This window comes from Streptomyces sp. NBRC 109706, from assembly GCF_000974485.1.
In the GTDB taxonomy this organism is placed as follows: domain Bacteria; phylum Actinomycetota; class Actinomycetes; order Streptomycetales; family Streptomycetaceae; genus Streptomyces.
Genome location: NZ_BBOM01000009.1, coordinates 204,885 through 230,557, shown reverse-complemented (window position 1 = coordinate 230,557; position 25,673 = coordinate 204,885). Strand labels below are relative to the sequence as shown.

Annotated in this window: 22 protein-coding genes; 7 read left to right on the top strand and 15 right to left on the bottom strand. The window is 71.8% G+C overall.

Annotated elements, in window-relative coordinates; all coding sequences use genetic code 11:
- Window positions 1-71: 71 nt before the first annotated feature.
- Window positions 72-896 (top strand): thioesterase II family protein, encoded by an 825-nt coding sequence (locus tag AOM46_RS20505; RefSeq protein WP_062214036.1) that lies wholly within the window; start codon window positions 72-74, stop codon window positions 894-896.
- A gap of 37 nt (window positions 897-933) precedes the next feature.
- Here AOM46_RS20505 and AOM46_RS20500 read toward each other — a convergent pair whose 3' ends face one another.
- From AOM46_RS20500 to AOM46_RS36115, 6 genes are all read right to left on the bottom strand, one after another.
- The gene (locus AOM46_RS20500) at window positions 934-2,109 is read right to left on the bottom strand and encodes an LLM class flavin-dependent oxidoreductase (protein ID WP_062214035.1); all 1,176 of its coding nucleotides are present in this window, start codon (window positions 2,107-2,109) and stop codon (window positions 934-936) included.
- A gap of 121 nt (window positions 2,110-2,230) precedes the next feature.
- Window positions 2,231-3,607, bottom strand: coding sequence for an LLM class flavin-dependent oxidoreductase (locus tag AOM46_RS20495; RefSeq protein ID WP_062214034.1), 1,377 nt, complete (start codon window positions 3,605-3,607; stop codon window positions 2,231-2,233).
- A complete protein-coding gene (locus AOM46_RS20490; RefSeq protein ID WP_062214033.1) occupies window positions 3,604-4,386 on the bottom strand; it encodes an ABC transporter ATP-binding protein in 783 nt (260 codons plus the stop codon). The genes AOM46_RS20495 and AOM46_RS20490 overlap by 4 nt, the downstream gene beginning before the upstream one ends.
- On the bottom strand, window positions 4,362-5,267 hold the full coding sequence (locus AOM46_RS20485) for an ABC transporter permease (RefSeq protein WP_062214032.1): 906 nt from the start codon (window positions 5,265-5,267) through the stop codon (window positions 4,362-4,364). Before AOM46_RS20485 ends, AOM46_RS20490 begins: the two co-directional genes overlap by 25 nt.
- Window positions 5,267-6,427, bottom strand: coding sequence for an ABC transporter substrate-binding protein (locus tag AOM46_RS20480; RefSeq protein WP_078857032.1), 1,161 nt, complete (start codon window positions 6,425-6,427; stop codon window positions 5,267-5,269). Before AOM46_RS20480 ends, AOM46_RS20485 begins: the two co-directional genes overlap by 1 nt.
- A 237-nt stretch (window positions 6,428-6,664) precedes the next feature.
- Entirely contained in the window at window positions 6,665-6,739 is a 75-nt protein-coding gene (locus AOM46_RS36115) for a putative leader peptide (protein ID WP_370592756.1), read from the bottom strand.
- 400 nt (window positions 6,740-7,139) lie between these two features.
- On the opposite strand from AOM46_RS36115, the gene AOM46_RS20475 reads away from it, so the two are divergent.
- From AOM46_RS20475 to AOM46_RS20465, 3 genes are all read left to right on the top strand, one after another.
- Window positions 7,140-7,886, top strand: coding sequence for a sugar phosphate isomerase/epimerase (locus AOM46_RS20475; protein WP_062214383.1), 747 nt, complete (start codon window positions 7,140-7,142; stop codon window positions 7,884-7,886).
- On the top strand, window positions 7,883-8,992 hold the full coding sequence (locus tag AOM46_RS20470; RefSeq protein WP_062214031.1) for a Gfo/Idh/MocA family protein: 1,110 nt from the start codon (window positions 7,883-7,885) through the stop codon (window positions 8,990-8,992). Before AOM46_RS20475 ends, AOM46_RS20470 begins: the two co-directional genes overlap by 4 nt.
- A 358-nt stretch (window positions 8,993-9,350) precedes the next feature.
- Window positions 9,351-9,824, top strand: coding sequence for a VOC family protein (locus AOM46_RS20465; RefSeq protein WP_062214030.1), 474 nt, complete (start codon window positions 9,351-9,353; stop codon window positions 9,822-9,824).
- A gap of 115 nt (window positions 9,825-9,939) precedes the next feature.
- Here the strand turns inward: AOM46_RS20465 and AOM46_RS20460 are convergent, their stop codons facing one another.
- Window positions 9,940-10,398 carry a VOC family protein gene (locus AOM46_RS20460; RefSeq protein WP_062214029.1) on the bottom strand — a complete coding sequence of 153 codons (459 nt, stop codon included), beginning with the start codon at window positions 10,396-10,398 and terminating at the stop codon, window positions 9,940-9,942.
- A 399-nt stretch (window positions 10,399-10,797) separates the two neighbouring features.
- Here AOM46_RS20460 and AOM46_RS20455 point away from each other — a divergent pair, with 399 nt between their 5' ends.
- Window positions 10,798-11,148 carry a barstar family protein gene (locus tag AOM46_RS20455; RefSeq protein ID WP_234313887.1) on the top strand — a complete coding sequence of 117 codons (351 nt, stop codon included), beginning with the start codon at window positions 10,798-10,800 and terminating at the stop codon, window positions 11,146-11,148.
- Between the two features lie 151 nt (window positions 11,149-11,299).
- Here the strand turns inward: AOM46_RS20455 and AOM46_RS20450 are convergent, their stop codons facing one another.
- The 8 genes from AOM46_RS20450 to AOM46_RS20415 form a co-directional block, all read right to left on the bottom strand.
- A complete protein-coding gene (locus tag AOM46_RS20450) occupies window positions 11,300-11,998 on the bottom strand; it encodes a TetR/AcrR family transcriptional regulator (protein WP_062214027.1) in 699 nt (232 codons plus the stop codon).
- A 34-nt stretch (window positions 11,999-12,032) separates the two neighbouring features.
- Window positions 12,033-13,538, bottom strand: a complete 1,506-nt coding sequence (locus tag AOM46_RS20445) for a sodium:solute symporter (protein ID WP_062214026.1) — start codon at window positions 13,536-13,538, stop codon at window positions 12,033-12,035.
- A 106-nt stretch (window positions 13,539-13,644) separates the two neighbouring features.
- Entirely contained in the window at window positions 13,645-14,691 is a 1,047-nt protein-coding gene (locus AOM46_RS20440; RefSeq protein WP_062214025.1) for an isopenicillin N synthase family oxygenase, read from the bottom strand.
- Between the two features lie 46 nt (window positions 14,692-14,737).
- Window positions 14,738-15,559 (bottom strand): hypothetical protein, encoded by an 822-nt coding sequence (locus AOM46_RS20435; RefSeq protein WP_062214024.1) that lies wholly within the window; start codon window positions 15,557-15,559, stop codon window positions 14,738-14,740.
- Entirely contained in the window at window positions 15,556-19,254 is a 3,699-nt protein-coding gene (gene uca, locus AOM46_RS20430; RefSeq protein ID WP_062214023.1) for an urea carboxylase, read from the bottom strand. The genes AOM46_RS20435 and uca overlap by 4 nt, the downstream gene beginning before the upstream one ends.
- Window positions 19,251-19,925, bottom strand: coding sequence for an urea amidolyase associated protein UAAP2 (locus AOM46_RS20425; RefSeq protein WP_062214022.1), 675 nt, complete (start codon window positions 19,923-19,925; stop codon window positions 19,251-19,253). The genes uca and AOM46_RS20425 overlap by 4 nt, the downstream gene beginning before the upstream one ends.
- Window positions 19,922-20,800 (bottom strand): urea amidolyase associated protein UAAP1, encoded by an 879-nt coding sequence (locus AOM46_RS20420; protein ID WP_234313886.1) that lies wholly within the window; start codon window positions 20,798-20,800, stop codon window positions 19,922-19,924. The genes AOM46_RS20425 and AOM46_RS20420 overlap by 4 nt, the downstream gene beginning before the upstream one ends.
- Window positions 20,801-21,015: 215 nt before the next feature.
- On the bottom strand, window positions 21,016-22,353 hold the full coding sequence (locus AOM46_RS20415) for a serine hydrolase (protein WP_067226410.1): 1,338 nt from the start codon (window positions 22,351-22,353) through the stop codon (window positions 21,016-21,018).
- A 334-nt stretch (window positions 22,354-22,687) separates the two neighbouring features.
- On the opposite strand from AOM46_RS20415, the gene AOM46_RS20410 reads away from it, so the two are divergent.
- Together AOM46_RS20410 and AOM46_RS20405 are read left to right on the top strand one after the other, a co-directional pair.
- Window positions 22,688-24,172, top strand: coding sequence for a selenium-binding protein SBP56-related protein (locus AOM46_RS20410; protein ID WP_078857030.1), 1,485 nt, complete (start codon window positions 22,688-22,690; stop codon window positions 24,170-24,172).
- 125 nt (window positions 24,173-24,297) lie between these two features.
- Window positions 24,298-25,623: an NAD(P)/FAD-dependent oxidoreductase gene (locus tag AOM46_RS20405; RefSeq protein WP_062214021.1), complete on the top strand. Its 1,326-nt coding sequence runs from the start codon at window positions 24,298-24,300 to the stop codon at window positions 25,621-25,623.
- Window positions 25,624-25,673: the final 50 nt, after the last annotated feature.

The window sequence follows — 25,673 nt, the reverse complement described above, 5'->3', positions numbered from 1 at the left end:
GAAGGAGCCAAGACCGGCCGGGTCGCGGCCGGGAGATCACGGGGATCACGGAGATGGGGAGGGCGTCGTCGATGGCCGAGCGTGGCAGTGAGTCGACCGCCGGGCCGGCCAACGGTTCGAGCGGCGGCGCCGAGCGGAACACCGACTGGGTGCGCCGCTACCACCCCAATCCGCATGCCCCGTTCCGGCTGGTGGCGCTGCCGCACGCCGGCGGGTCCGCCAGCTATTTCTTCCGCTTCGCCGAGCTGATGGCGCCGACCGCCGAGGTGCTGGCCATCCAGTATCCGGGCCGGCAGGACCGGTACGCCGAGCCGCCGATGCCCAGCGTCGACCTGCTCGCCGACGCCGTCCACCAGGCGCTCCGGCCCTTCGCCGACCGGCCGCTGGCCTTCTTCGGGCACAGCATGGGCGCGGTGATCTCCTACGAGGTGGCACGCCGCTTCGAGGCCGGCGACGGGCTGGTCGCCCAGGGGCTCTTTCTCTCCGGGCGCCGCTCCCCGACGGTCCACCGCACCGAGACGGTGCACCAGCGTGACGACGAGGGGCTGATCGCCGAGGTGACCGCGCTCAGCGGCACCGACTCGGCGTTGCTGCGCGATCCTGGCATGGTCTCCATGGTGCTGCCCGCGCTGCGCGGCGACTACACGGCCATCGAGACCTACCGCCACCGGCCGGGGCCGCCGCTGCGCGCGCCGCTGCATGTCCTGCTGGGCGATGTCGACCCGCGTGTCGACGAGGAAGAGGGCCGCGCCTGGGCGCAGTTGAGCGAGGGCCCGTTCAGTCTGCACGGCTTCACCGGCGGTCACTTCTATCTCGCCGACCACTGGGAGGCGGTCGCCAAGGAGGTCGCCCGGGCCCTGGCGTCCTCGCCGCTGCCGGACGCCGCCGCCCGCTGAGCCGTCCCGTGCGACGGCCCAGCGCGCGACGCCCGGATCAGCCGGCGGTGCCCCAGGCCTCGGCGAGCAGTCGGTAGGAACGGACCCGGTCCGCGTGGTCATGGGTGATGGTGGTGATCAGCAGCTCGTCGGCGCCCGTCGCCGCGCGCAGCCGGGTCAGCCCGTCGACGACCTGGCCCGGTGTGCCGACGAACTGGGTGTCCAACCGGTCGGCCACCAGCCGCCGTTCCTCCTCCGTCCAGCTGGCCGCCGCGGCCTCCTCCGGTGTCGGGAACGGGATGGCGCCGCGCCCGTCCCTGATCGCCCGCACCCAGGGCGCGTAGCCGCTGGCCAGCCGGCGCGCCGTCGACTCGTCCTCGGCCACCACCACATCGGCCGACACCTGCACCAGGGGCTCGGCCAGTTCGGCCGATGGCACGAACGCCTTCCGGTAGGCGGCCACCGTCTCCAGCACGGTGCCCGGGCTGACGTGGTAGTTGGCGGTGAACGGGAGGCCGCGCTCGCCGGCGACCCTGGCGCTCTCGCCCGCGCTGCTGCCCAGCACCCAGAGCTGGACGTCGGCGCCCTCACCCGGCGTCGCATGCGCGTCCAGCCCCTCGGGGGAGCGGTAGGTGCCGTCCAGCAGGGCGCGGATCTCGTCCACCTGCTCGGCGTAGTCGCGTGGTTCGGCGCCCGGGTGCTGCAACAGCCGTAGATGCACGGCGAATCGGGGGGAGGCCAGCAGCTTTCCCGGGTGGAAGGGCGGCGGGACCAGCAGCCCCTCGACCTCGCGCGCCGCGACGGGCTCGGACTCGGACTCGGGCTCGGGCTTGGAGTCCGGCTGGGGCTGGGGTTGGGGCTTGCCGGCCTCCTGCCCCTGCTTCGCCCGATGGCCCGAGCGGCCGAGGCCCAGATCGATCCGCCCGGGGGCCAGCGCGTCCAGGATGCCGAACTGCTCCACCACGGACAGCGCCGTCTGATGGCCGAGTTGGACCGCTCCCGAGCCGACCCGGATCCGGCGGGTGGCGCCCGCGATCAGGCCGATCACCAGGGCGGGTTGCGAGCTGGCCACCCCGGGGACCAGATGGTGCTCGGCCAGCCAGTAGCGGTGGTAGCCCAACTCCTCGGCGTGTTGGGCCAGATCGACGGAATTGCGCAGCGCCTGGCCGGCGGTGCTTCCGGAGCTGATGGGCACCAGGTCGAGTATGGACAGCGGCACGGACTCGTGCGACATGCGCACCCCTCTCAGTGGCGGTTCACTCGGGTGACCGACCGGTCGACGGGCGGGGGACGGGGGGCGGGGAGGCCACGGGTGTCCCGTCCCCCGCGTCAACGACCGGGCGGCGGTGGTGCGTTCAGCGCGCTGCGCTGACCAGTTCGTCGGCCGGCGGTCTCGCCGACCGGCCGGCCGGCCGTGGCAGACCGTAGTGCTCGCGCAGCGTGCTGCCGGTGTACTCGGTTCGGAACAGGCCGCGTTGCCGCAGGATCGGCACCACCTGTTCGGCGAAGACGTCGAAGCCGCCGGTCAGCCAGGGCGGCATGATGTTGAAACCGTCGGCGGCCCCGTTCTCGAACCACTTCTGGATCTGGTCGGCCACCTGCTCCGGGGTGCCGGTGACCACCCGGTGCCCCCTGGCCCCGGCGAGCTGGTGCAACAGCTGCCGCACCGTTGGCTGTTCACGGTCGATGATGTCGAGGATCACCTGGAACCTGCTGCCGTTGCCGCGTTCGCCGTCCGTCTCGATCAGCTCGCGTGGCACCGGTCCGTCCAGCTGCTCGGTGGTCAGCCGCACGCCCAGGATGCGGTGCAGCATCTGCAACGAGTACTCCGGCTGGGTGAGTTCGTTGAACTCGTCGTGCAGCGCCCGCGCCTCGGCCTCCGTCGAGCCGATGAACGGGCTGATGCCGGGCAGCACCAGCAGCAGGTCGGGGTCGCGGCCCGCCGCCGTGGCGCGGCGCTTCAGATCGGCGTAGAACTCCTGCCCGCTGGGCAGGGTCTGATGGGCCGTGAACACCGCCTCCGCATACCGCGCGGCGAACGACCGTCCGTCCTCGGACGAGCCGGCCTGCACATAGACCGGACGGCCCTGCGGGGTGCGCGGGATGTTGAGCGGACCGCGCACCCTGAAGTGCCGGCCCTCGTGCTCGATGGGATGCACCCGGTCGGTGTCGGCGAAGAGCCCCGACGCCGGATCGGCGATCAGCGCCTCGTCCTCCCAGCTGTCCCACAGCTTGCTGACCACCTCGACGAACTCCCGTGCCCGGTCGTAGCGTTCGGCGTGCACCGGATGGGCGTCCAGACCGAAGTTCGCCGCCGCCTGCGGCGCGCCGGTGGTGACGATGTTCCAGCCGGCCCTGCCGTTGCTCAGATGGTCGAGCGAGGCGAAGAGCCGGGCCAGGTTGTAGGGCTCGAAGTAGGTGGTGGAGGCGGTGGCGATCAGTCCGATGCGCTCGGTGACCGCCGCCAGGGTCGCCAGCGAGGTGAACGGCTCCAGCCGGAACCTGCTGGCATAGCGGACGTTGTCGGCCAGCGCCGGGCCGTCGGCCAGGAAGATCCCGTCGAACTTCGCCGCCTCGGCGCGGCGCGCGATGTCCTGGTAGTAGCGGATGTCCAGCAGGCGCTCCGGCTCCGAGCCCGGGTAGCGCCAGGCGGCCTCGTGGTGACCGCCCGGATAGATGAAGAGGTTGAGACGCAGCTGGCGGCGCGCCCGCGCATCGGCCTGACGGCTCACGGGAGTTCGCCTCCTTCCGGGGTGGGGCCGACGGGGTCGGCTGCCGGGTCGACGCCGAGCAGGGTGAGCAGTTCGGTGCGGAGCGTTGCGTAACGCGCGGTGCCCGGGCTGCGCGGCGGCGGCAGGTCCACCGGCAGATCGGCGGCGATCCGGCCCTCGTCCAGTACCACCACCCGGTCGGCCAGCGCTATCGCCTCGTCCACGTCATGGGTGACCAGCAGCACGGCCGGCCGGTGCCGGTCGCAGAGCTGCCGCAGCAGGGTGTGCATCCGTAGCCGGGTCAGCGCGTCGAGCGCCCCGAACGGCTCGTCCGCCAGCAGCAGTTCGGGATCGCGCACCAGGGAGCGGGCCAGGGCGACGCGCTGCTGCTCGCCGCCGGACAGCTCCACCGGCCAGGCGCCTTCCCGGCCCGCCAGGCCCACCTCGGCCAACGCCGTTCTGGCGCGCGCCTCGGCGTCCGGACCGCCGAGGCCCAGCGCCACATTGTCCAGGACCCGCTTCCAGGGCAGCAGTCGGGCGTCCTGGAAGACCACTGAGACCTTCTCCGGCGCGGCCAGTTCCTGATAGGACGTCACCTCGTGGTCGATGCCGGCCAGGACCCGCAGCAGCGTGCTCTTGCCGGAGCCGCTGCGGCCGATCAGGGCGACGAACTCGTCGGGCGCGATATCGAGATCCAGCGCGTCCAGCACCCGCCGCTCGCCGAACTGCCGGGTCAGAGAGGCGATATGGACGGCCGGCCCGGCCGGTGCCTCGGTCAGTCCGCCAGCGTGCGCTGCCATGACAGTGCCTTTCGTTGCGCGAGCCTCACCAGGCCGTCGGAGATCAGGCCGAGCAGTCCGTAGACCACCAGGCCGACGAGGATGACGTCGGTCTGGCCGTAGGTGCGGGCCAGCTCCATCATGTAGCCGATGCCGCTGGTCGCGTTGACCTGTTCGACCACCACCAGGGAGAGCCAGGCCGCGGTCACGGCGAACCGCAGGCCCAGCAGGAAGCCGGGCAGCGCGCCCGGCAGCACCACATGCCGCAGAAAGCCCCAGCGGCTCAGCCGCAGCGTCTCGGCCAACTCCACATAGCGGCTGTCGATGCCGCGCAGCCCGTGGTGGGTGTGGATGTAGATCGGCACCAGCACGCCCAGGGTGATGGTGATGACCTTCATCGACTCGCCGATGCCGAACCACAGGATCAGCAGCGGGATCAGCGCCAGCGAGGGGATCGACCGTTTGATCTGCACGGGACCGTCGATCACGCCCTCGCCGAGACGGCTGAGGCCGGCGATCAGCGCCAGCACCAGACCGGCGGCGACGCCGAACGCCAGCCCGGAGAGGGCGCGTTCGGTGGACGCCCACAGATGGTCCTGGAGGCGGCCCTCGTCGATCAGCTCACCGGCGGTGGCGACGACGTCCCAGGGCGCGGAGAGATTGCGCTCGTCGATCAGGCCGGCGGCCGAGCCGACGGCCCAGACGGCGAGCAGCAGCGCCGGGCCGATGGCCCAGCCGAACGGGATGGGGCGGCCCGGGCCGAGCCGCCGCCGGCGCCGCCGGAGGCGGGTCGTGCTCGGCCGGCGCGCCTTCTCCGTGGTCTTCTCGGCGGCTTTCGCGACGGGTGGCCCCGGCGGTGCGTCGGTGGTCGCGACCTCGGGTTTGGACAACTCGGTGCTCATCACGCGTCACCTTCTTCCGCCGCGCCGCTCTCGCCGTTGTTGTCGCTGTCGCTGTCGCCGGCTGCGTTGCCGCTTGCCGCGACGGCCTCGGACCAGGCTTCGGCGGCGACCGTCTCGAAGCGGCGGTCGAAGAGGATCTCCGCGTCGAACGACTCGTTGCCCAACTCGGCGGCCAGCAGATCGATCGTCTGCTGTTGGCGCTCGATGGCCCCGGTCCAGTCCGCCGGGATGTCGGGATGGCCGCTCTGCTCGACCAGATAGACGCCGTCCTCGTAGGACAGGCCCTGATCGTCGATGTAGTAGCCCTGGATCCACTCCTCGGGGTGCTGGTCGATCCAGAGCTGGGCGCGGGCCCAGATCTTGACGAACTCCCTGATGGCGGCGGCCTTTTCGGGATCGCTCACCGAGGAGGTGGGCACCCACAGATGGCCGGGGTCGTCCCGCAGGCCGTGTGGGATCAGGCTGCCGCCCTCGTCCCCGTACTGTTCCGCGTAGCGGCGGATATGCACCGAGCCGAGCGGTGCCACCTCGACCTGGCCGCTGCCGAGCGCCGTGGGGTAGACATCGCCGGTGCTGGGCAGCTCGACCAGCTCCACGTCGTCATGACCGAGCCCGGCCGCGTCCAACACACGCAGGATCAGGGCGCCCTGGGCCTGGCCCGGGCTGAAGGCGATCTTCTTGCCGCGCAGGTCGGACAGCTCCTGGACGTCCACCCCCGGCGCGATGCCCAGCTCGTAGATGGGGTGCGCGATCGGGTCGTCGCGGAACTCCGCGGCCACCAGCTTGGTGTCGAGACCGGTCCAGTGCGCGTGGATGGACGGGATCTCGGCGGCCGAGCAGACGTCGAGGGAGTCGGCCCGGAACGCCTCGGAGCACTGGGGGCCGCCGCTGAGGTTGGCCCACTCGACCTCGAAGGGGATCTCGTCGATCAGCCCGGAGAGTTCGAGGGCGACCTCGATCTCCGGGGTGCCGATGGTCAGCTTGGTGTCGGGGGAGACCGTGTCGGGGATCTCGGTCTCGGCGAGTTCCGAGGCGCTGGCGGTCGCGGTGTCGTCGGCGCAGCCGGTGGTCAGGAGCAGGGAGCCGAGGAGCAGCGCGGTGCCGAGGGCGGCGGGGCGCGAGGTGCCACGGAGACGCGGGAATGATCCATACCTGGGCATAGGTGGTTCCAAGAGGTGAGGAATCGCCGGAGAGAGCCATGCGACGGTTCGCCGGCGCCGGAACAAGGGGCGCGGCGTGGCGCGGAGGGCGCGTAGCGTCGGTGGGCAGGGGAAGCCGGCCGGTGGGGCGGAAGGGCCCGTCGGCTGGGGGTGGGGCGGGGCAGTGCGCCTGGGCCGGGGGAGGGCTGCCGCAGCGGCGTCGGTGCGGGGGCGCGGCCGGGGAGCGGAGCGCGGGGGTCAGCGACAGATGGCGGTGCTCACGCGCATCAGATCGACGGCGCGGCGCTCGGTGAAACGCTCGGAGGTCCGCATGTCGGGGAACGTAGCGAACGTCTGCGCGAGGGGTCAAGACACCGCGCACGGGTCCGTCGCCGGGCCGGGAAGCGCTTGGCGCCGCGGACATGTGTCGGCAATATTCTGGTGGGCAACTCCCTTATGTGGACTGATAGTTGGGCTTTTCTTGCGGCATGGGAACGGTATGTGAAATCGATATGGCGACGTTCCCGACGAGCGCGGAGCCGCCTCGTCGAACCGGTCGGCGCGGTGCGCGGTGGATCGGGTGCGGGGGTCGGTGTCGCGGTGGGTGTCGGGGTGGGCAACAGCCCGGCATGGTGCGTCGATCGGTGATCGAAACCCTCTGGTCCTCAGAGTGAAAAGCGCATTATCGTCCTCTCTGGCTGTATTGCAGGTACACCTCTTGGAGGCCGTGACCATGCCCGAACCTCTGGGCGTCCAGCTCTATACCGTGCGCGAGGCGATCGCGAACGATCGCGACGGCGCCCTGCGCCGGATCGCCGACATCGGGTTCACCGCCGTCGAACCCTATGACCCCACCAACGACCCCGAGGGCTTCCGTCGAGTCGCCGACGACCTGGGCATCACCGTCCCCGTCATCCATGCCGTCGCCCTGGTGAGAGAGGACGAGCCGGGGCCGGTCTTCGACGCGATCAACACCGTCGGCAGCGAGTTGGCCATCGTGCCCGCCGGCATCCCCGAGGAGGACTTCACCACCCGCGACGGCATCGCCCGCGCCGCCGACCTGCTCAACGGACTGGCCGGGCAGGCCGCCGAACACGGCATCCAACTCGGCTACCACAACCACTGGTGGGAGCTTGAGCCGGTGATCGAGGGCCGCCATGCCCTGGAACTCCTCGCCGAACTCCTCGATCCCGCCGTCTTCCTGGAACTGGACACCTACTGGGCCGCCCTCGGCGGAGCCGATGTCCCCCGACTGCTGACCGACCTGGGCGAGCGGGTGCGGGCCCTGCACGTCAAGGACGGCCCCCTCACCAGGGACGGTGCCCATCTCGCCGTCGGCGCCGGCCGGATGCCGGTGCGTGACATCCTCGCCGCCGCCCCCGACGCGCTGCGCATCGTCGAACTCGACAGCTGCGACACCGATCTCTTCGAGGCCCTGGCCGCCAGCCGCGCCTACCTCAACGCCCTGGAGTCCGCATGACCACCGGCCCCGTAGGTATCGCCGTCGTCGGCGCCGGAGTCATCAGCGACGCCTATCTGAAGGCCCTCACCAGCTTCCCCGACACCCGGGTGCTCGCCGTCGCCGATCTGGACACCGAGCGCGCCGCCCGGGTGGCCGCCGAGTACCAGGTGCCCGTGGCCGGCGATCTGGACGCCGCGTTGGCGGTGCCCGAGGTCGAGATCGTCGTCAACCTCACCGTGCCCGCCGCTCACGCCGAGGTGGCGAACGCGGCCGTCCGGGCGGGCAAGCACATCTACGGCGAGAAGCCCCTCACCACCCTGCCCGAACAGGGCGAGCGACTGCTGGCCGACGCCGCCGAACGCGGGCTGCTGGTGGGCAACGCGCCCGACACCTTCCTCGGCGCCGGCATACAGACCGCGCTCCGAGCCGTCCAGGCCGGCCTTATCGGCACCCCGATAGCCGCGCACACCGCCGTGCAGAGTCTGGGCCCCGAGGGCTGGCACCCCGACCCGGCCTTCTTCTACCAGCCGGGCGCCGGACCGCTCTATGACATCGGCCCCTACTACCTCACCTCCCTTGTCGCTCTCTTCGGTGGCGTGGCGCGGGTCGCCGCCACCGCCCGCCGGGGCCGCGACCGCAGGGTCACCGGCTCGGGCCCCAAGGCGGGCCAGGAGTTCCCCGTCGACGTGCCCACCCATGTGAGCGCGCTGTTGGAGTTCCACTCGGGCCCGAGCGCCGCCTCGGTCTTCAGCTTCGACTCGGCGACCCGCCGGATCATGTTCGAGGTCATCGGCAGCGAGGGCGCCCTCGCCGTGCCCGACCCCAACACCTTCACCGGCCCCGTCCAGGTCAGGGCCAACGACTCCGACGAGTGGCAGGAACTCCCGGTCACCGGAACCACCGCCGGCCGGGGCATCGGCGTCCTGGAGATGGCCCGAGCCCTGCGCACCGGCCAACCACACCGCGCCTCAGGCGAGTTGGCGCTTCATGTGCTGCACACCATGGCCGCGATCACGGCCTCAGCCGAGGCGCACAGCTTCACCGACGAGAGCGTCAACACCCCCCTTCCCGCGCCGACCCCGCTGCCCGAGGACTGGGACCCCTACGCCGCGGAACTCGGCTGACCGACTGACCCATTTCCACGTTGCGACTCCGTTCCGCTCGCTTCTGTCTCTGTTGCCGCTCCTCTCTTTCGGGGCCGGGCGCGTCGCCTGCCTGCGCCGCCCCGACCGCCCGCAGCCGCCCGGCCCGCACCCGGCCCGGCGGCTGCGGCCCCTCGATACCGAAGGCGCCCACCCGCGCCTCCGACGGTACGCACGATCACGTAGCGTCACAATCACCCGTTAGGGTTCACTCTGTGTTGTGGTGTTGCCGCGCCGCGCCGCTCCGTGGTCGGCCAGTCGGTCGATCGGCGATGAGTTCGACGCCCGGCAGCGGTCCACCCCTCGACAGCGCTCAGACGTCGAGGAGTAGGAGTCCGACATGCAGAAAATCATCACGAACCTGTGGTTCGACGACCAGGCGGAGGAGGCGGCGGCCTTCTACACGTCGGTCTTCGACAACTCCCGCGTTCTGGAGACCCAGCGCTACGGGGGGGCGGGCCCCCGCGAGCCGGGCTCGGTGATGACCGTGACCTTCGAGTTGTTCGGGCAGCGGTTCATCGGTCTCAACGGTGGCCCCGAGTTCACCTTCAACGAGGCGATCTCGCTCTATGTGGAGTGCGAGTCCCAGGAGGAAGTCGACAGCTACTGGGCACAACTGACCGCCAATGGCGGTCAGGAGGTCGAGTGTGGCTGGCTCAAGGACAAGTTCGGCGTCTCCTGGCAGATCGTGCCCAAGATCCTTACGGAGTTGATCGCCGACCCCGACCCCGAGAGGTCCCAGCGGGTGATGCGGGCCATGCTCGGCATGAAGAAGATCGACATCCGGGGCCTCGAAGCCGCGTACGCGGGCTGAACACGCGGGCGGCGATCGGCGAGGGCCGGCGGCGTCCCGTTTCCGGCCCTCCGCCGGTCACCCCGGACATCCGGTCACCTGGTCATGCGGTCACCCGGTCACCCCGGACATCCGGTCACTTCGCGCTGTTGCCGGCCTTGGCGTAGTGGCCGTGGAGCATCCCGGTCGCCTGACCGACCTCGATCAGATAGCCATCGGGATCGCGCAGATAGCACCGGATCTCCGCCCCTCTGTCCAGAGGCTCCGTGACGAACTCGGCGCCCTTGCCGCGCCATTCGTCGTAGCGGGCGTGGATGTCCGCGACCCGGAGGTTCAGAAAGGCGGACGCGGTGCCGGCGTCGGTGGGTGCGGCGAGGGTGATCCCGGGCTTGTCGGGGGTGGGCCCACCGCCGGGGTTCATGATGATCCAGGTGTTGGCGAGCTTGATGGTGCAGGGGTTCTCCGCCAGGACGATCTCCCCGCCCAGCACCTCGCTGTAGAAGCGGCGGGCCCGGGACACGTCCCGCACGGTCAGGAAATGGGTCACCAACAGGCCCTGCTCGGCCGTGGGCGCGGGAAAGGACGGTTCCGCCATGGCGATCCTTCGAGAGGAATGGTGGGGTTCGGGCCTTATCATCCGGTGGTTCGCCAACGGGGGCGGCGGAGCGACACGCGGTGCGCGGTGCGCTGGCCGCGCCGGCTTGGCGGATGCGCGGCGGGGCGCCGGCGGGGGCGGTCCGGCGGTGCGCGACAGATAGTGACGGGCAGGCGGGCCGGGCGGCGACTGGCAGGTGGGTGTGGCTGGTGGGGGGGCCGGTCGGGCAGGTGGTGAGGGGAAGGCGGGCGAGGCGCGGGCGTGGGGCGGTGGCCAACACGGACGGCGGGGTAGTGGGGCCCGGGCAGGCGGGCCGCGTGGCGACTGGCAGGTGGGTCGGGTAGTGATGGGTGTGGGGGGTGGGCAGGGTGTGACGGGGAGTGAGGGAAGGGGGTGGCCGTGGATCGGTTGCCGGTGGATGTGGTCGCTTCGGCGAGTGGCCTGGTGTACGTGGCTCGGCTCGACGGGCGGCGGATGGGGGATCGGGACGCGGTGTTCGCCCGGTTCCGGGAGGAGGTACGGCTGCCCGACTACTTCGGGTGGAACTGGGACGCCCTGACCGACTGCCTGCGGGACCTGCGCTGGCTGGGCGCGGAACGCTGCCTCCTGGTCATCGAGCATGCGGAGGCGCTGCTGGCCGAGCACCCCGGGGAGCGGGCGGAGCTGCTGGAGACCCTGGAACTGCTGAGTGCGGAGAGCGTGGGGAGCGCCGGGCGGGTCCCCCTGCGGGTGGTGCTGCTGTCCGACTGACGCGGGCGGGCCGGAGCGCCGGCGGTCGGCCCGCCCCGGCGGTTGCAGGCGGCGCGGGCGGACGTCCACGGTCGGTGCGGTCGTTGGCCGACCGCCCCGCCGAGGCCGGCGGTCGGGTGATTCTTCGACTGCCGTTCGGGGCCGGTTCGGGTCAGTCGGTGGGCGGGGTCGCGTCCGAGGTGGCCTGTTCGAGGGCTTGGGCCGAAGGGGCGTGGAGGGTGGCGGGGTTGTCGGGCCAGCCGAGGGTGTGCAGGGCCAGGTCGGCGGTGCGCAGCGGCTGGTCGGGGTGGCCGAGGCCGTCCGCGCGTAGGTTGGGGAGGGTTTCGGTCAGCCGGAAGACCGTGTCGTCGGCCGGGTCGGCCCGGTAGCCACCGGTCGGCGGGGCCGGGGCCTCGTCCAACACGGCCTGGGAGAGCGCCCGGTAGCGCAGTCGCAGCGCGTCCCGCTGCTGGTGGAAGCGGGCGAACCGTTCGGTGCGGACCTCGGGCAGCAGATAGAGGATGCCCAGGTTCCAGGGGCTGGTCCACAGCTGGACGGCGTCCCCGTGGCAGAGCGCGTGCAGCCGGACGGGGGCGGAGAGGGGGCGCCGGGCCAGGGCGTCGGCGATGCGCAGCGGGCCGGCGACGGTGCCGCTGAGCAGGGCCTCCAGGATGTCGTCCTTGGTTCTGAAGTGGTGGTAGAGGGAGGGCTGACGCATGCCCACGGCCTCGGCGATTTTCCGGGTCGAGGTCGCCGCGTAGCCACGGGTGGTGAACAACTCCCCGGCCGCGTCGAGGACTTCGTCCCTCGGTGTGGTGCCTGGTCGGCGCTTCTGTGCGAGCCGGGGGCGCCCCGGGACACTGGTGCTCACCGCACCAGCATGCCAGGGGCGCCCCGGCGGGCGGTCAGCGGGCCGGCGCGAGGTCCGCATCGGGGGAACGGGGAACGCTCGGGGTCGTGGACGGAGGCGCGGAAGGGCCGGCGGGTTCGGGGGCCGGACGGAGCGCCGCGACCGTCAGATAGGCGAGCAGCGAGGCGCCGGCCGCCAGGAAGGTCGACCAGCCGTCGATCGACGCGGACAGGAAGTCGTTGGAGACATAGAGCAGGGTGTTCTCGGTGCCATAGATGGTGGGGGTGAGTACAAAGCACACCAACCGCACCGCGATGCCCACCACGATCGCCGCGCCGGCCGCCCGCGCATCGCCACGCCGCCAGAAGGTGCCCAGGACAAAGGGCGCGATCAGGCTGGCGAGCAGCAGGTCGAAGGTGAGTGTCAGCAGGATGCCGGTCTGTGGGACGCGGAGCGCGACCACCGTGGCGGCCACGGCGATCGGCAGCATGGTGACGCGGGTGGCGCGCAGCACCCTGGGGGTCATCACCGTGGCGTCGGCGTCCACTCGGAGCACATTGCGGACCACCACGGAGGAGGTGGCCAGCAGGATGCCGCCGATGGTGGTCAGGCTGGCGGCCAGCAGCCCCGAGAGGACCAGTACGGCCAGCCAGGTCGGGGCGTGGTGCCCCAACAGCACGTAGAGGATGGGGCCTTCGGCCGCGCGGTCGCCGACGACGGTGACGGCGGCCAGGGCGACAAAGGACAGCGGGAGACAGAACACCAGGATGCCGGCGGCTGCGGAGAGCGCGGCGCGGCGGGCGTCGTTGGGGCTGCGGGCGGAGAAGATCCGCTGCATCAGATCGATGGCGACGAGGTTGCCCAGGCCGAGGGCGATGATGGTGGCCCAGTTGATGGCGGCCCCGTGCTCGGTCGAGGTCAGCTGTTCCAGGTCGCCGGGGCCGAGTCCGGCCGGGATGTCGAAGCCGTGGGTGGTGGCCATCCAGATCACCAGGGCCAGCACGCCGACGGTGTTCAGGGCGAACTGGGCCAGCCCGGTGGAGAGTCCGGCGAACATGCCGCCGGAGAGGGTGTAGAGGAGAACGATCGGGATGGTCACCACGATGCCGGTGGTGTAGCTGAGGCCGGAGAAGAACTCGAAGAGGAAGCCGATGGCGACCAGGTTGCCGGCGAGCAGGATGGCGAAGCTGCCGACGGTCAGTACGGAGGAAGCCAACTGCACGCCCCGGCCGAAGCGTTGCTCGAAGAACTCGGGCAGGGTGACCGCCTCGCTGGCGCGGATGCGGCGGGCGAAGAACAGTCCCATCAGCAACAGGCAGAGGGCCAGGCCGATGGGCAGCGCGGCGCCGGCCCAGAAGCCGAAGCCGGAGGTGAGATCGGCGTTGCCCAGGGTCGCGTTGGAGTCCACGGCCTGCGAGATCAGCAGGGTGGCGACCAGTGCGGCCGGCAGACTCCGCCCGGCCACCAGGTAGTTGGCCGAGTCGCCTTGGACGCGGCGGGCGGAGAAGACGCCGATCACGGTGATCAGCGCCATACAGATACCGACGCCGGTAATGATCATGGGGTGCTCCAGAAGGGGGAGAAGGGGCGGGGAGCGAGCCCGGCGTCGGCGTCGGAGTCGCGTGCGGACATGCGGGATTTCTGGTCGCGAGGGGCGTTCCGGCAGGTCAGCCGGGGTGGGCGGCCTCTCGCTGTCTGGCCTCCTGGCCGAAGGAGGACAGTGGGCGGGCGTCCTCGGGCAGCGTCAGGCTGCCGTCGGCGAGGCGGCGGCGCAGATAGCGGAAGCTCTGCGCGGTCTGCGCGAACAGATGCTCGCCGGCGACCAACGGCGGCTTCGCCGGCCGGTGTTGGTCGACAAAGGCGGGCAGCGGGGCCACGGCGGTGTCGTAGTCCACGTTGAAGAACAGCGGGAACGAGTAACGTTCCGCCGGCACCTTGCGGACCCGGTGGGTGGTCGCGGTGAACTCGCCGTTGGTCCAAACCTCCAGCAGATCACCGATGTTGAGGACGAACGCGTTCTCGACGAACGGCACGTCGAGCCAGTCGCCGGCGCCGTTCATCACTTCGAGTCCGCCGGTGGTGGGCCGCAGCAGCGTCAGGCACTCGTAGTCGGTGTGCGCGCCGATGCCGGGGCGGTCCTGCGCCTCGGCGTCGAACGGGTAGTGGATCAGCCGTAGTTGGGCCGGTGGGGTGCTGACATGGCGGTCGAAGCGGTCCGCCGGTTCGCCCAGCGATTCGGCGAAGGCCCGGAGCAGTACGCGGGCGAGGTCGAAGACCGCCCGGTAGTAGGCCAGCACCGGCGCGCGGAAGTCGTCGAGATCGGGCCACTGGTTGGGGCCGAGGAGCGGGTTGCCGGCCAGATAGCGGGGGTCGTCTGCGGGCAGGTCGAGGGAGAGGTCGAACGCCTCCTTGTGGTCGGGGGTGGCGCCGGCGAACACCTCCTCGCCGATGGGGACATAGCCCCGGTGGTTGCTGGACCGGCCGATATAGGAACGCATCTTCTCCTCGGTCGGCAGGGCGAAGAACCGTCGGGTGGCGGCGAGTAGCGCGTCGAAGAGGCTCTGGTCCACGCCATGGCCGACCAGTTGGGCGAAGCCGACGCGTCGGGCGGCGTCGCCGAGGCGGGCCACGGTCGCCGCGCGGTCCGGATGGTCGGCGGTCAGCAGCGGTGCGATATCGAGGATCGGGATGGCGGTGAAGTCCGTTGCGTCCATGGGGAGTTCCCTTCTCGGGGCGTCGGGGCGTCGGGGCGTCGGGGCGTCAGGGCGCGGCGAGCGCCCAACGGGTGCGGGTGGGTTGGCCGTCGGGGGAGTGATCCGCGACGGTCAGCCGGTCGGGCTCGCGGCCCGGGGCGGGGGCGAGGTCGGCGCCGACCCGCCAGGGCAGGGTGGAGCGGACGATGCTCCAGACCTCGCCGCCGTCGTCCCGTCGGTCGACGCGCCCCATGGACAGTTCGAAATCGACCAGTTGGCGGGCATGGTGGAGGTTCGACGTGGCCTCGCGGAGCTGGTCGCGCAGCGAGGCGTCGTCCCGCAGCGTTCCCGGGCGGCGGTCCCGGACATAGCCGAAGTGGTCGCCGAGCCGGAGCAGCAGCCCACGCCGCCCGTCGGGGCCGCGCAGCGGCGACTCCCGAACGATGGCGGGTGGGGTGGACGGGGCGGGTGGCGACGCGGCGACCCAGCGTTCGGTGTAGGGCTGGTGGACGCCGGTCTCGATCAGCGCGCCGTCGGGCGCGCGGTGGAGCCGGCCGGCGTCCGGGGTCGGCCCGGCCGGGTGCAGCGAGAGCGGCCTGGTCCACTCCACATGGTCGCCGTGGTCCAGCAGCCGGCCGGCGAACGCCTCCTGGCCGGCCAGCGCCAGCACCCCGTCGATGTCCAGGGCGGCCAACGAGGCGGCGGCTGGGCGCCGTTCGGCTGGTGGCTGGCGAAGATCGCAGTAGTGGACATCGAGGTGCAGCCAGTGAACTTCGGTATCGCGGTCGGGCGGCAGGTCGGGCAGCCTGATCCAGTCGCGTCGCCACAGTCGGCGGTGCGGCGCGGCAGGTTCACCCGGTCCGGCGGCGTGGCGCGGCGGCGTGCTCATCGTGCCGCTCCGGCGGGTTCTTCGGCGGGTTCTCCGGCCGGTTCTTCGGCGGGGCTCACGATGACCACCAGCGGATCGCCCGCCGCGACCTGGGCGCCGGCGTCGACCACCACCTGGTGGACCACCCCGGCGCTGGGCGCGGTGACCAGGGTCTCCATCTTCATGGCCTCAAGCGCGAGCAACGGCTGTCCGGCCTCGACATGTTCGCCCCTGGCCACGTCGACCCGCCAGACATTGGAGACAAACGGGGCGTCCACCCGTGCGCCGCCCTCGGGGACGACCAACTCGGCGGCCGGCGGGGGAGTCACGGCGGACTCGGCGCGCTTGGCCCGGTCGAACTCGCCCGCCGCCTCCCACTGGGCGCGCTCCTGGTCGAAGGCGGCCGTCTGTCGGGCCCGGAAGGCGGCGATGGAGTCGGCGTTGTCGGCCAGAAACTGTTCATGGGCGGCGAGCGAGAAGGTGCCGTCCTCGATCTCCGGGTGGGCTCGGCCGGCCGCCATGTCGGCACGCAGTTCGAGGAGTTCGTCGGCGCTCACCGGATACCAGGAGATCCGGTCGAAGAACCTCAGCAGCCAGGGGCGGTCGGGGGCGAACGGCGGGGTGCGGCGGTAGCGGCTCCACACCTGGGTGGTGCGGCCGACGAACTGGTAGCCGCCGGGCCCCTCCATGCCGTAGACGCAGAGATAGGCGCCGCCGATGCCGACCGAGTTCTCCGCCGTCCAGGTGCGGGCCGGGTTGTACTTGGTGGTGACCAGACGGTGGCGCGGGTCCAGTGGGGTGGCCACCGGAGCGCCCAGATACACGTCCCCCAGGCCCAGTACCAGATACTCCGCGCTGAACACCGTGTCCAGTACCTCGGCGACGCTCGTCAGCCCGTTGACCCGTCGGATGAACTCGATGTTCCACGGGCACCAGGGCGCGTCGTCCCGGACGCCCGTCATATAGCGCTCGATCGCCTCCCTGGTCGCCGGATCGTCCCAGCTCAGCGGCAGTCGGACGCGGCGGCTCGGCACCACGAGACGCGAGGTCGCCGGCAGCGTCTCCTCGATCTCGGTGAGCAGCCCGAGCAGCTTGCCCAGCGGCAGCACATCGGGGTCGGTGTGCACCTGGAGGGAGCGGATGCCGGGGGTCAGATCGACGATGCCGGGCGCCTCGCCGCGCTCCCGCAGCTGATCGAGCCGGGTGTGCAGGGCGTGCACACGGGCGCGCAGCGCCAGGTCGAGCACCATCTCGCCGTACTCGACCAGGAGATGGTCGTCGCCACCGCGCCGGTAGGTGACCGCCGGCGCACCTTCGCCGCCCGGCCGGCGGGCCAGCACCCCGTCGTCCCCGTCCCCGCCGTGGATCTCCACGGTGCGGCGGGCGGCGCCGCGTGCCGGGGAGAGGTCGCCGCGCGAGGGCGCGCTCTCCGCGCGCACCGGCACAAAGCGCACGGTGTCCCCCGGGCGCAGCTGCCCCAACTTCCAGCGTTCCGCGCCGATCACCGTCACCGGGCAGACGAATCCGCCGAGGCTGGGCCCGTCCGGGCCGAGCAGGATGGGGGTGTCCCCGGTGAAGTCCAGGGCGCCGACCGCATAGGCGGTGTCATGGATGTTGGACGGGTGCAGCCCCGCCTCGCCGCCGTCGGGGCGGGCCCACGCGGGTTGGGGGCCCTCCAGCCGTACCCCGGTCCTGGCCGAGTTGAAGTGCACGGTGTAGGCACTCCGGTACAGCGTCTCGATATCCGCGCGGGTGAAGAACTCCGGTGCCCCGTGCGGCCCTTCGGTGACCGCCAGCTCCCAGGTCTCTGTCAGCGCTGGGCGCCGCTCGGCCGGCACGGGGCCGGTCGGCCGGCCCGGCGCGGCTCCGGTGCGCAACACATCGCCGCCGCGTAGTGCTCGACCTCCGTGCCCACCGAAGCCACCGAGGGTGAACGTCGAGGCACTGCCCAGATAGAGCGGAACGTCAAGGCCGCCGGCGAACAGCAGATAGGTGCGCAGACCGGGCCCGGGCGCGGTGCCGATGTCCAGTACGCCGCCGGCGGGCACGGTGAACGGTTCCCAGAGCGGCATCTCGACGCCGTCCACCGTCACCGGGCACGCTGCGCCGGTGACACAGACGGTGGTGGCATGGCTGAAGCTCAGCGCGGGCCCCTGAGCCGTGCACTCAAGGCCGGGTGCCCCCTCCGGGTTGCCGAGGGCGATATTGCCGAGGCGGAAGGAGAGTTCGTCCATCGGGCCGCTCGGTGGCACCCCCACCTGCCAGAGTCCGATCCGGCCCGGCGCGTCCTGCACGGTGCTCAGCAGTCCCGGCCTGGTCACGGTGATCCGGGGCGTGGGGTCGGCGACGGTGTCCAGGGTGGCCGTGTGATGGTCGGCCGCCCGTACCTCGGGATGTTCGGTGAGGGTGGCCAACAGGCCCAGATTCACCTCGATGCCATGCATGGTGGTGGCTCGTAGCGCCTCGCCGAGCCGGTCGAGGGCGGCGTCCCTGGTCGGACCACTGGTGATCACCTTGGCCAACAGCGGGTCGTAGAACGTCGACACCTCGGTGCCGGACTCGACCCAGCCGTCCACCCGGATCCCGGGGCCGGTGGGCAGGGTGACCTCGGTCAGCAGTCCGGCGCTCGGCGCGAAGTCGCGCGCCGGATCCTCCGCGTAGACGCGGGCCTCCACCGCGTGCCCGGAGACGGGGACCGCGCCGCTGGTGGCGCCGCCGGGGAGATGAGGGCCCAGCAGCTCGCGTTCGCCGCGTGCCAGCCGCAGCATCCAGGCGACCAGATCGACGCCGGTGACCTCCTCGGTGACCGGATGTTCCACCTGGAGCCGGGCGTTGACCTCAAGGAACGACGCCTCGGCGCGGCGCGGGTCATAGACGAACTCCACGGTGCCGGCACCGCGGTAGGCCACCGAGGCGGCCAGGGCGCGGGCCGATTCGTGCAACCGTTCGCGCAGCGCGTCGGGCAGGGCGGGGGCCGGCGCCTCCTCCACCACCTTCTGGTGCCGACGTTGCAGCGAGCAGTCCCGGTCGCCCAGCGAGACCACCCGGCCCGTGCCGTCGCCGAAGACCTGCACCTCGATATGGCGGGCGCGCTCGACATAGCGTTCGGCGAAGACGCCGGCCGTGCTGAAGCTGGTCTCGGCGAGTCGACTGACCGCCGCATACTGCTCGTTCAGTTCCTGGGCATCGCGGCAGACCCGCATGCCGATGCCGCCCCCGCCGCCGGTGGCCTTGAGGATCACCGGATAGCCGATCTCCTCGGCCGCCGCGACGGCCGTCGCGGCGTCGGGCAGCAGTTCGGTGCCGGGGAAGACGGGCACCCCGGCGGCCCTGGCCGCCGCCCGGGCGGTGTGCTTGGTGCCGAAGATCCGCAGCTGTTCGGGGGTGGGGCCGACGAAGACCAGCCCGGCGGCGGTGACCGCCTCGGCGAACGCGGCGTCCTCGGAGAGGAAGCCGTACCCCGGGTGCACCGCGCCGGCGCCGGTGTCGACGGCCGCGGCCAGCAGCGCCTCCCGCCGCAGATAGCTCTCGCCGGCCGGCGCGGGGCCCAACCTGACGGCCTGGTCGGCGAGATGGACATGCGGGGCGCCCCGGTCGACGTCCGAGAACACCGCGACCGTGCGCAGCCCGAGCGCCCTGGCGGAGCGGATGATCCGGCCGGCGATCTCGCCCCGGTTGGCGACCAACACGGTGTCGAAAGCGGGCTGTTGACTCATGCGGCGGCTCCCGGGTGGGGCCGGGTGACGATCATCCGCACCGGCGTCGGGTCGAAGGCGTTGCACGGGTTGTTGATCTGCGGGCAGTTGGAGACCAGCACCAGGGTGTCGATCTCGGCGCGCACCGCGACCCGTTTGCCCGGGGCGGAGAGGCCGTCCACGATGCCCAGCGCGCCGTCCGGATCGACCGGGACGTTCATGAACCAGTTGATATTGGAGGCCAGGTCCCGCGCGGTCAGCCCATGCCGTGCCCCCTCGCGCAGAAAGTTCTCCTTGCAGCCGTGCTGATGCTCGGTGTGGTGGCCATAGCGCAGGGTGTTGGACTCCTTGGAACAGGCGCCGCCCAGCGTGTCGTGCGCGCCCACCTCGTCGTCCACCACGGTCATCAGGGCCTCGCCGGTGTCGGCGCGCAGCACCGATCCGGTGGTCAGGAGGATTCCGCCCTGGCGTCGAACGGTCTCCGGCGCGGAGTAGCGCACCGTGGTGTCGTGGGCGGCGTAGAGCAGACAGTCCACGGCCTGGTTGCCCGCCAGGTCCACGATGGTCAGCACATCGCCGGCGGCCACCACGGCCGACCAGGGCGCGCGGGCGGCCACCAGCTCGTCGAGCAGCACCTCGCCCGGAACCAACGCCGGTGCGGGGAGGAGGAGTTGATCGGTATGCGCGGTCATAGGACGCCCCTCGCCAGCAGATCGGACTCGGTGTTGGCGATGGCCGTCAGATGCTCGGGGCCCAACTCGCCCACCAGCTCCCCGGCGGCCAGCGCCGCCAGCTCCTCCTCGGCACGCCAGGCTCTGATCTCCAGCGGTGAGCACTGGAACTCGTCCCTGGGGTCCAGCGGATGTGCGGTGTTGGCGATCAGGACCAGGACATCCAGGTGCGTCAGCAACTCGACCGATCGGCCGGGTCCCGCCGATCCCAGCCAGCTGAAGCGGCCCGCGGCGTCCACCCGCACCCCCTGGAAGAAGGAGATCGCGGGCACCAGGTCACGGGCCGTCAGATCGTGTTTGAGCGCGCCCAGCAGCAACAGCTCCCGGCCGGCCGGGGTCGCCGAGAACGACGAAGAGGCCCCGTATCGGGCGTTGTTGCCGGCCGCCGTGCTGGTGCCGGCGAGCGCGTCATGGTGGCCGTCGGCGGTGTCGGCCACCACGGTGGCCAGCACCCGGCCGAAGCCGCTGAGCAGCGGATGCCCGGCGGTGGGATACGCCTGCCAGGGCACCTTGACGGTGTCGGCGACGCTCAGCCGCTCCTGGGTGGCGCCGGCCCGGTGCAGCAGCAGATGCGCACAGGCGTCGCCGGCCGGGTCGGTCAGCCGCAGCCGGGTGCCCCTGGCCAGCACGGCGGTGGTGTAGCCGCCGGGGGCCACGGTCTCCGCCCAGGTCAGGGGCCCGGGCGGCGGCCCTTCCCGGCCCGGGACCTCGGGCGCGGAGTCCGCCGGAACGTACCTCATATGGGGCCCGACCCGCCCGTGTTGGGCCCGCGCGTGGGCCTTGGCCCCGGCGGTGGTGGCGGTGCCGGCAGCGGCTCCGCCTGGCGTCGATGTCACATCCACTCCCGCGACGATGGTTTCTATCAACTGATCCGAAAGGGTCTCGGTCGTCGATTTCCGCCGGGTCGCCCGGGATGAGAACAACGTGTTGCGGGAGGGCGGGCCATGTTTCTATCGAGTGACAGAAGCCTCACTCGGGCCCGTTCAGGGACCACCGGCCCCGGACGGTCGTCGAACCGTCCGGGGCCGGTGGCGGGGCCGCGCGCGGGTGGTCAGTCGCGGCGCGCCGCCAACTGGTCGACCAACAACGGGAGCTGGCCGTCCCGCGCCGGCTCGGTCGCCAGCTCGGCCGCCGCCTCGGACGACGGCTCCCGATCGGCGCCGCAGAGCGCCTCGTCCAGATGGAGGATCACCGCCAGATCGGCCGGATGCGGCTCCAGGGCGCCCTCCTCGTTCACCGTCTGGTAGTGCGACTCGTTGTAGCCGATCGCCGCCTGGCTCTCCCCGTCCGCGCTGGAGAAGGCCAGCGTGGAGGCGCCCCAGACGACCCCGTCGTGTCCCCAGAAGGTGTCGCACGACAGGGTGATCGGATAGACGCCAAGGCCGTAGGCCCCGACCACCGCACCGTTCTCGTCCTCCACCGGCACCGTCTGAAGCATCTCGGCCACCTGCTCGTCCGGCAGCAGCTCGCCGCCGAACAGCGCGGCCTGGAAGGCGTTGAGATCGGCCATCGTGGTGACCAACGAACCGGCCGTGCTGACATACGACATGTCGTAGATGGAGTAGTCGCGCGGCCGCTCCTGCATCCCGTGGAGCGTGCTGTACATCCGCGGGTGCGGCCCCCTGATCACGGCCGACTCCGGGAAGGCGGTGTCCCGCAGGCCGGCCGGCTCGATCACCCGCTCCGTGATGTACCGCTCGGCCGGCATGCCGGTCACCTCCCCCAACAGCAGCCCGGCCAGGACGTAGTTGGTGTTGGAGTAGGAGTGCCCCTCGCCCGGCGTTCCGGTGGCGGGCACGGTCAGGCCCAGGGCCACCAGCTCCTCGGGTGCGATCCGGCGGAACCGATGCTCGTGCAAACTGCGCGTCGAGCCCTCGATCAACGAGGGGAAGGCGGGCACCACATAGTCCCCGATGCCGCTGGTGTGGTTGAGCAGCATCCGCACCGTGACCGTGTCGGCCAGCTCCTGGGGGAGCGTGCCCGCCGGCAGATAGCGCCCCACCGGGGCGTCCAACTCGATGTTGCCCTCGGCGACCTGCTGGAGCACGGCGACCGAGACAAAGGTCTTGGTGACGCTGGCCACCCGCTGCCGCAGCTCCGGCCGGGTGGGGCGGCCGGTCCGTGTGTCGGCGACCCCGGCGGCGCCCGACCACCGGTCGTCGCCGACGGAGGCGGCGGCGAAGGCCCCCGGCACTCCGGCCTCGGGAACCGCCGCCAGCGAGGCGTCCAACACCTCGTCCCGGGACGGCCCTTCGTCCGCCAGGGCCGGCATGGTCAGGGAGGTGGCGCAGAGCGCGACGGCGGCCGCGCCGATCGTCAGCGAACGGGTGCGGGTACGGGTGCGGTTGCGGGTACGGGCGCGTGTGTGTCGTGGGGAGGAGGCTCGCACGCGGATCTCTCTCTGTTGTCGCCTTCTTTTGCATGGGTGAATCCGTCCATATTCTGGGCCGGCCGGCGTCCGACGGCTTCCCCCTCAGGGGCCATTCACCGCCGGCCGACTACGACCTGGTGATGAGACGGCGTGTCAGGGGTCGACGGTCGGACGGTCTTGGCAGCGTTGCCCCGCTGTGCCACGCTCCCTGATGTGACGGCCCTTCCCTGGTTCGGCCTCTACCGCCGCCTGCATGTGGATCTGGGGCGCGTGCACACGGCCGCCTGTCGCCGACGCTGAACTCCCCCCACCCAGCTCGCCGTTCAGTCGTCGCCGCACCGAAGGACCCGCCATGAGCGCCCATGAGCACGCGCATCACCACCACGAGCACCATCACGACCACGAGCACCACCAGGACCACGGCCGCCCCGCCGATCCCACGCTCTACCGTTCGCCGGCCGAGGCGGTGGCGGCGCCGGCCGAACCGCTGGCCTATGTGGTCGGCTTCGACCGCGCCGGCGAACGGCCCGACGCGCTGTTCACCGTGGACACCGACCCCACGTCCGCACGGTACGGCCAGGTGGTCGGCGAGACCCGACTCACCACGCTGGGCGACGAGTTGCACCACTTCGGCTGGAACGCCTGCTCCAGCGCGCTGGCCCACGCCGGCCACCACAGCCCCGAGCGTCGCTATCTGCTGCTGCCGGGGCTGCGCTCCTCCCGGCTGCATGTCTATGACACCCACCCGGATCCGGTGCGCCCGCGCCTGGTGAAGGTGATCGAGGCCGCCGAACTCGCCGAGAAGGCCGGGTATTCGCGCCCACACACCCTGCACTGCGGCCCGGACGGCGTCTTCCTCTCCTGCCTCGGCGGCGCCGAGGGGGACGAGGGCCCGGGCGGCGTCGCCCTGTTGGACCACGAGACCTTCGATGTGCTGCGCGCCTGGGAGACCGAGCGCGGCCCCCAGCGGCTCGCCTACGACGTGTGGTGGCATCTCAACAGCGATATCGCGGTGACCAGCGAATGGGGCACCCCCGGCATGGTGGAGAACGGGCTCGATCCGGAGCTGCTGCTGGGACGCCGCTATGGCCACGCACTGCACTTCTGGGACCTGAGCACCGGCCGGCACCGACAGCGAGTGGACCTCGGGGACCAGCATCAGATGGTCCTCGAACTGCGCCCGGCCCACGATCCCGAGGCGAGTTGGGGCTTCGCCGGCGTCGTGGTGAACGTGGAGGACCTTTCCGCGTCCGTCTGGGTCTGGCATCGGACGGACGAAGAGGATGACGACCAGGGCGGGTTCGCGGTGCGCAAGGTGATCACCCTGCCGGCGCGCCCCGCCGATCCGGAGCAACTGCCGCCCGCGCTCCGCCCGTTCGGCGCGGTGCCACCGCTGATCACCGATATCAACCTGAGCGTGGACGACCGTTGGCTCTATGTCTCGGCCTGGGGCACCGGAGAGCTGCACCAGTACGACGTGTCCGACCCGTTCCACCCCCGGCACACCGCCTCCGTGCGGCTGGGCGGGATCACCGAGCCCGCCGCGCATCCGGCGGCGCCCGACACCCCGCTGACCGGGGGGCCGCAGATGGTCGAGCTGAGCCGCGACGGGCGGCGGGTGTACCTCACCAACTCGCTCTACGGCGCCTGGGACGACCAGTTCTATCCCGACGGGGTCGAGCCCTGGCTGGCCAAGCTGGACGCGGATCCGGAGCACGGCGGCCTCGCGGCCGATCCCGGGTTCTTCCCGCACGGCGAGGCGTTCGCCGGGCTGCGGGTGCACCAGACGCACCTCGCCGGCGGGGACGCCTCCTCCGACTCCTACTGCTACCGCTGAACCACGCCCGGCGCCCGTGCCGCTCGACCGACCGGTTACCGGCCGGTCGGGCGGCACGGGCCCGCTTGGAACGGTTCCCGGTGGGTACCCGGCCGCCCTGACCCTCGGCGCCCTGGAGGTGGAGCATGAGCCGGACCCGTGTGGTGATCGTCGGAGCGGGGTTCGCCGGTTATCGAGCCGCTCGGATTCTGAACCGGACCGCACGGCGGCACGTGGAGGTGGTGCTGCTCAACCCCACCGACTACTTCCTCTACCTGCCGCTGCTGCCGCAGGTGGCGGCCGGCATCCTGGAGCCACGGCGGGTCAGTGTCTCGCTGACCGGCACCCTGCCGCATGCCAAGCTGGTGCTCGGAGAGGCACAGCGAGTGGACCTCTCCTCGCGCACCGTGCACTTCACCGATCCCGAGGACCGGCCCGGCGAGCTGAGCTACGACATGCTGATCCTCTCGGTCGGCAGCGTCAACCGGCTGCTGCCCATTCCGGGGGTCGCCGAGCACGCACACGGCTTCCGTGGCCTGCCAGAGGCGCTGTATCTGCGCGATCATGTGGTGCGCCAGCTGGAGCTGGCCGCGCATGCGTCGGACCCGGCGGAGCGGCAGGCCAGGGCCACCTTTGTGGTGGTCGGCGCCGGCTACACCGGCACCGAGGTGGCCGCCCAGGGGGCGATGTTCGCCGACGCGGTGGTACGCGGCGAGCAGGCGGGGGAACGGGTCTCGCCCCGCTGGCTGCTGCTGGATATCGCCGATCGGGTGCTGCCCGAGCTGGACGAGAGACTCAGCCGTACCGCTGACCGGGTGCTGCGTAAGCGCGGCGTGGACGTGCGCACCGGCATGTCGGTGAAGGAGGCCACCCGGGACGGGGTGCTGCTCCAGGACGGCGAGTTCGTCCCGACCCGTTCGCTGGTCTGGTGCGTCGGGGTGCGCCCCGATCCGCTGGTGGACGATCTCGGTCTCGACACCGAACGCGGCCGGCTGGTGGTGGACAGCTTCCTCAATGTGCCCGGCCATCCGGAGGTGTTCGCCGCCGGCGACGCGGCGGCGGTGCCGGATCTGACCCGGCCGGGGGAGTTCACCCCGATGACCGCCCAACACGCCTGGCGCCAGGGGAAGACGGCGGCCAGGAACGTGTCGGCCCGGCTGGGGCTCGCGGCCGAGCCGCGCCCCTATGAGCACCATGACCTGGGGTTCGCCGTGGACCTCGGCGGGGTGCAGGGCGCCGCCAACCCGTTGGGCGCCTCGCTCTCCGGCCCGCTGGCCGGCGCGGTGACCCGTGGCTACCACCTGATGGCCATGCCGGGGAACCGGGTGCGGGTGGGCGCCGACTGGCTGCTGGAGGCGGCACTGCCCCGGCAGGCCGTGCAACTGGGCATGGTGCGCTCCGGCTCGGTGCCCCTGGACACCGCGTCCCCCGAACTGGCCCGCGTCCCCCGCACCGACCGTCCCGGCGACTGAGCCCTCGACGAGCGCGATCGGCGACGACCGCGCCCGGGCCCCGCCTGAGC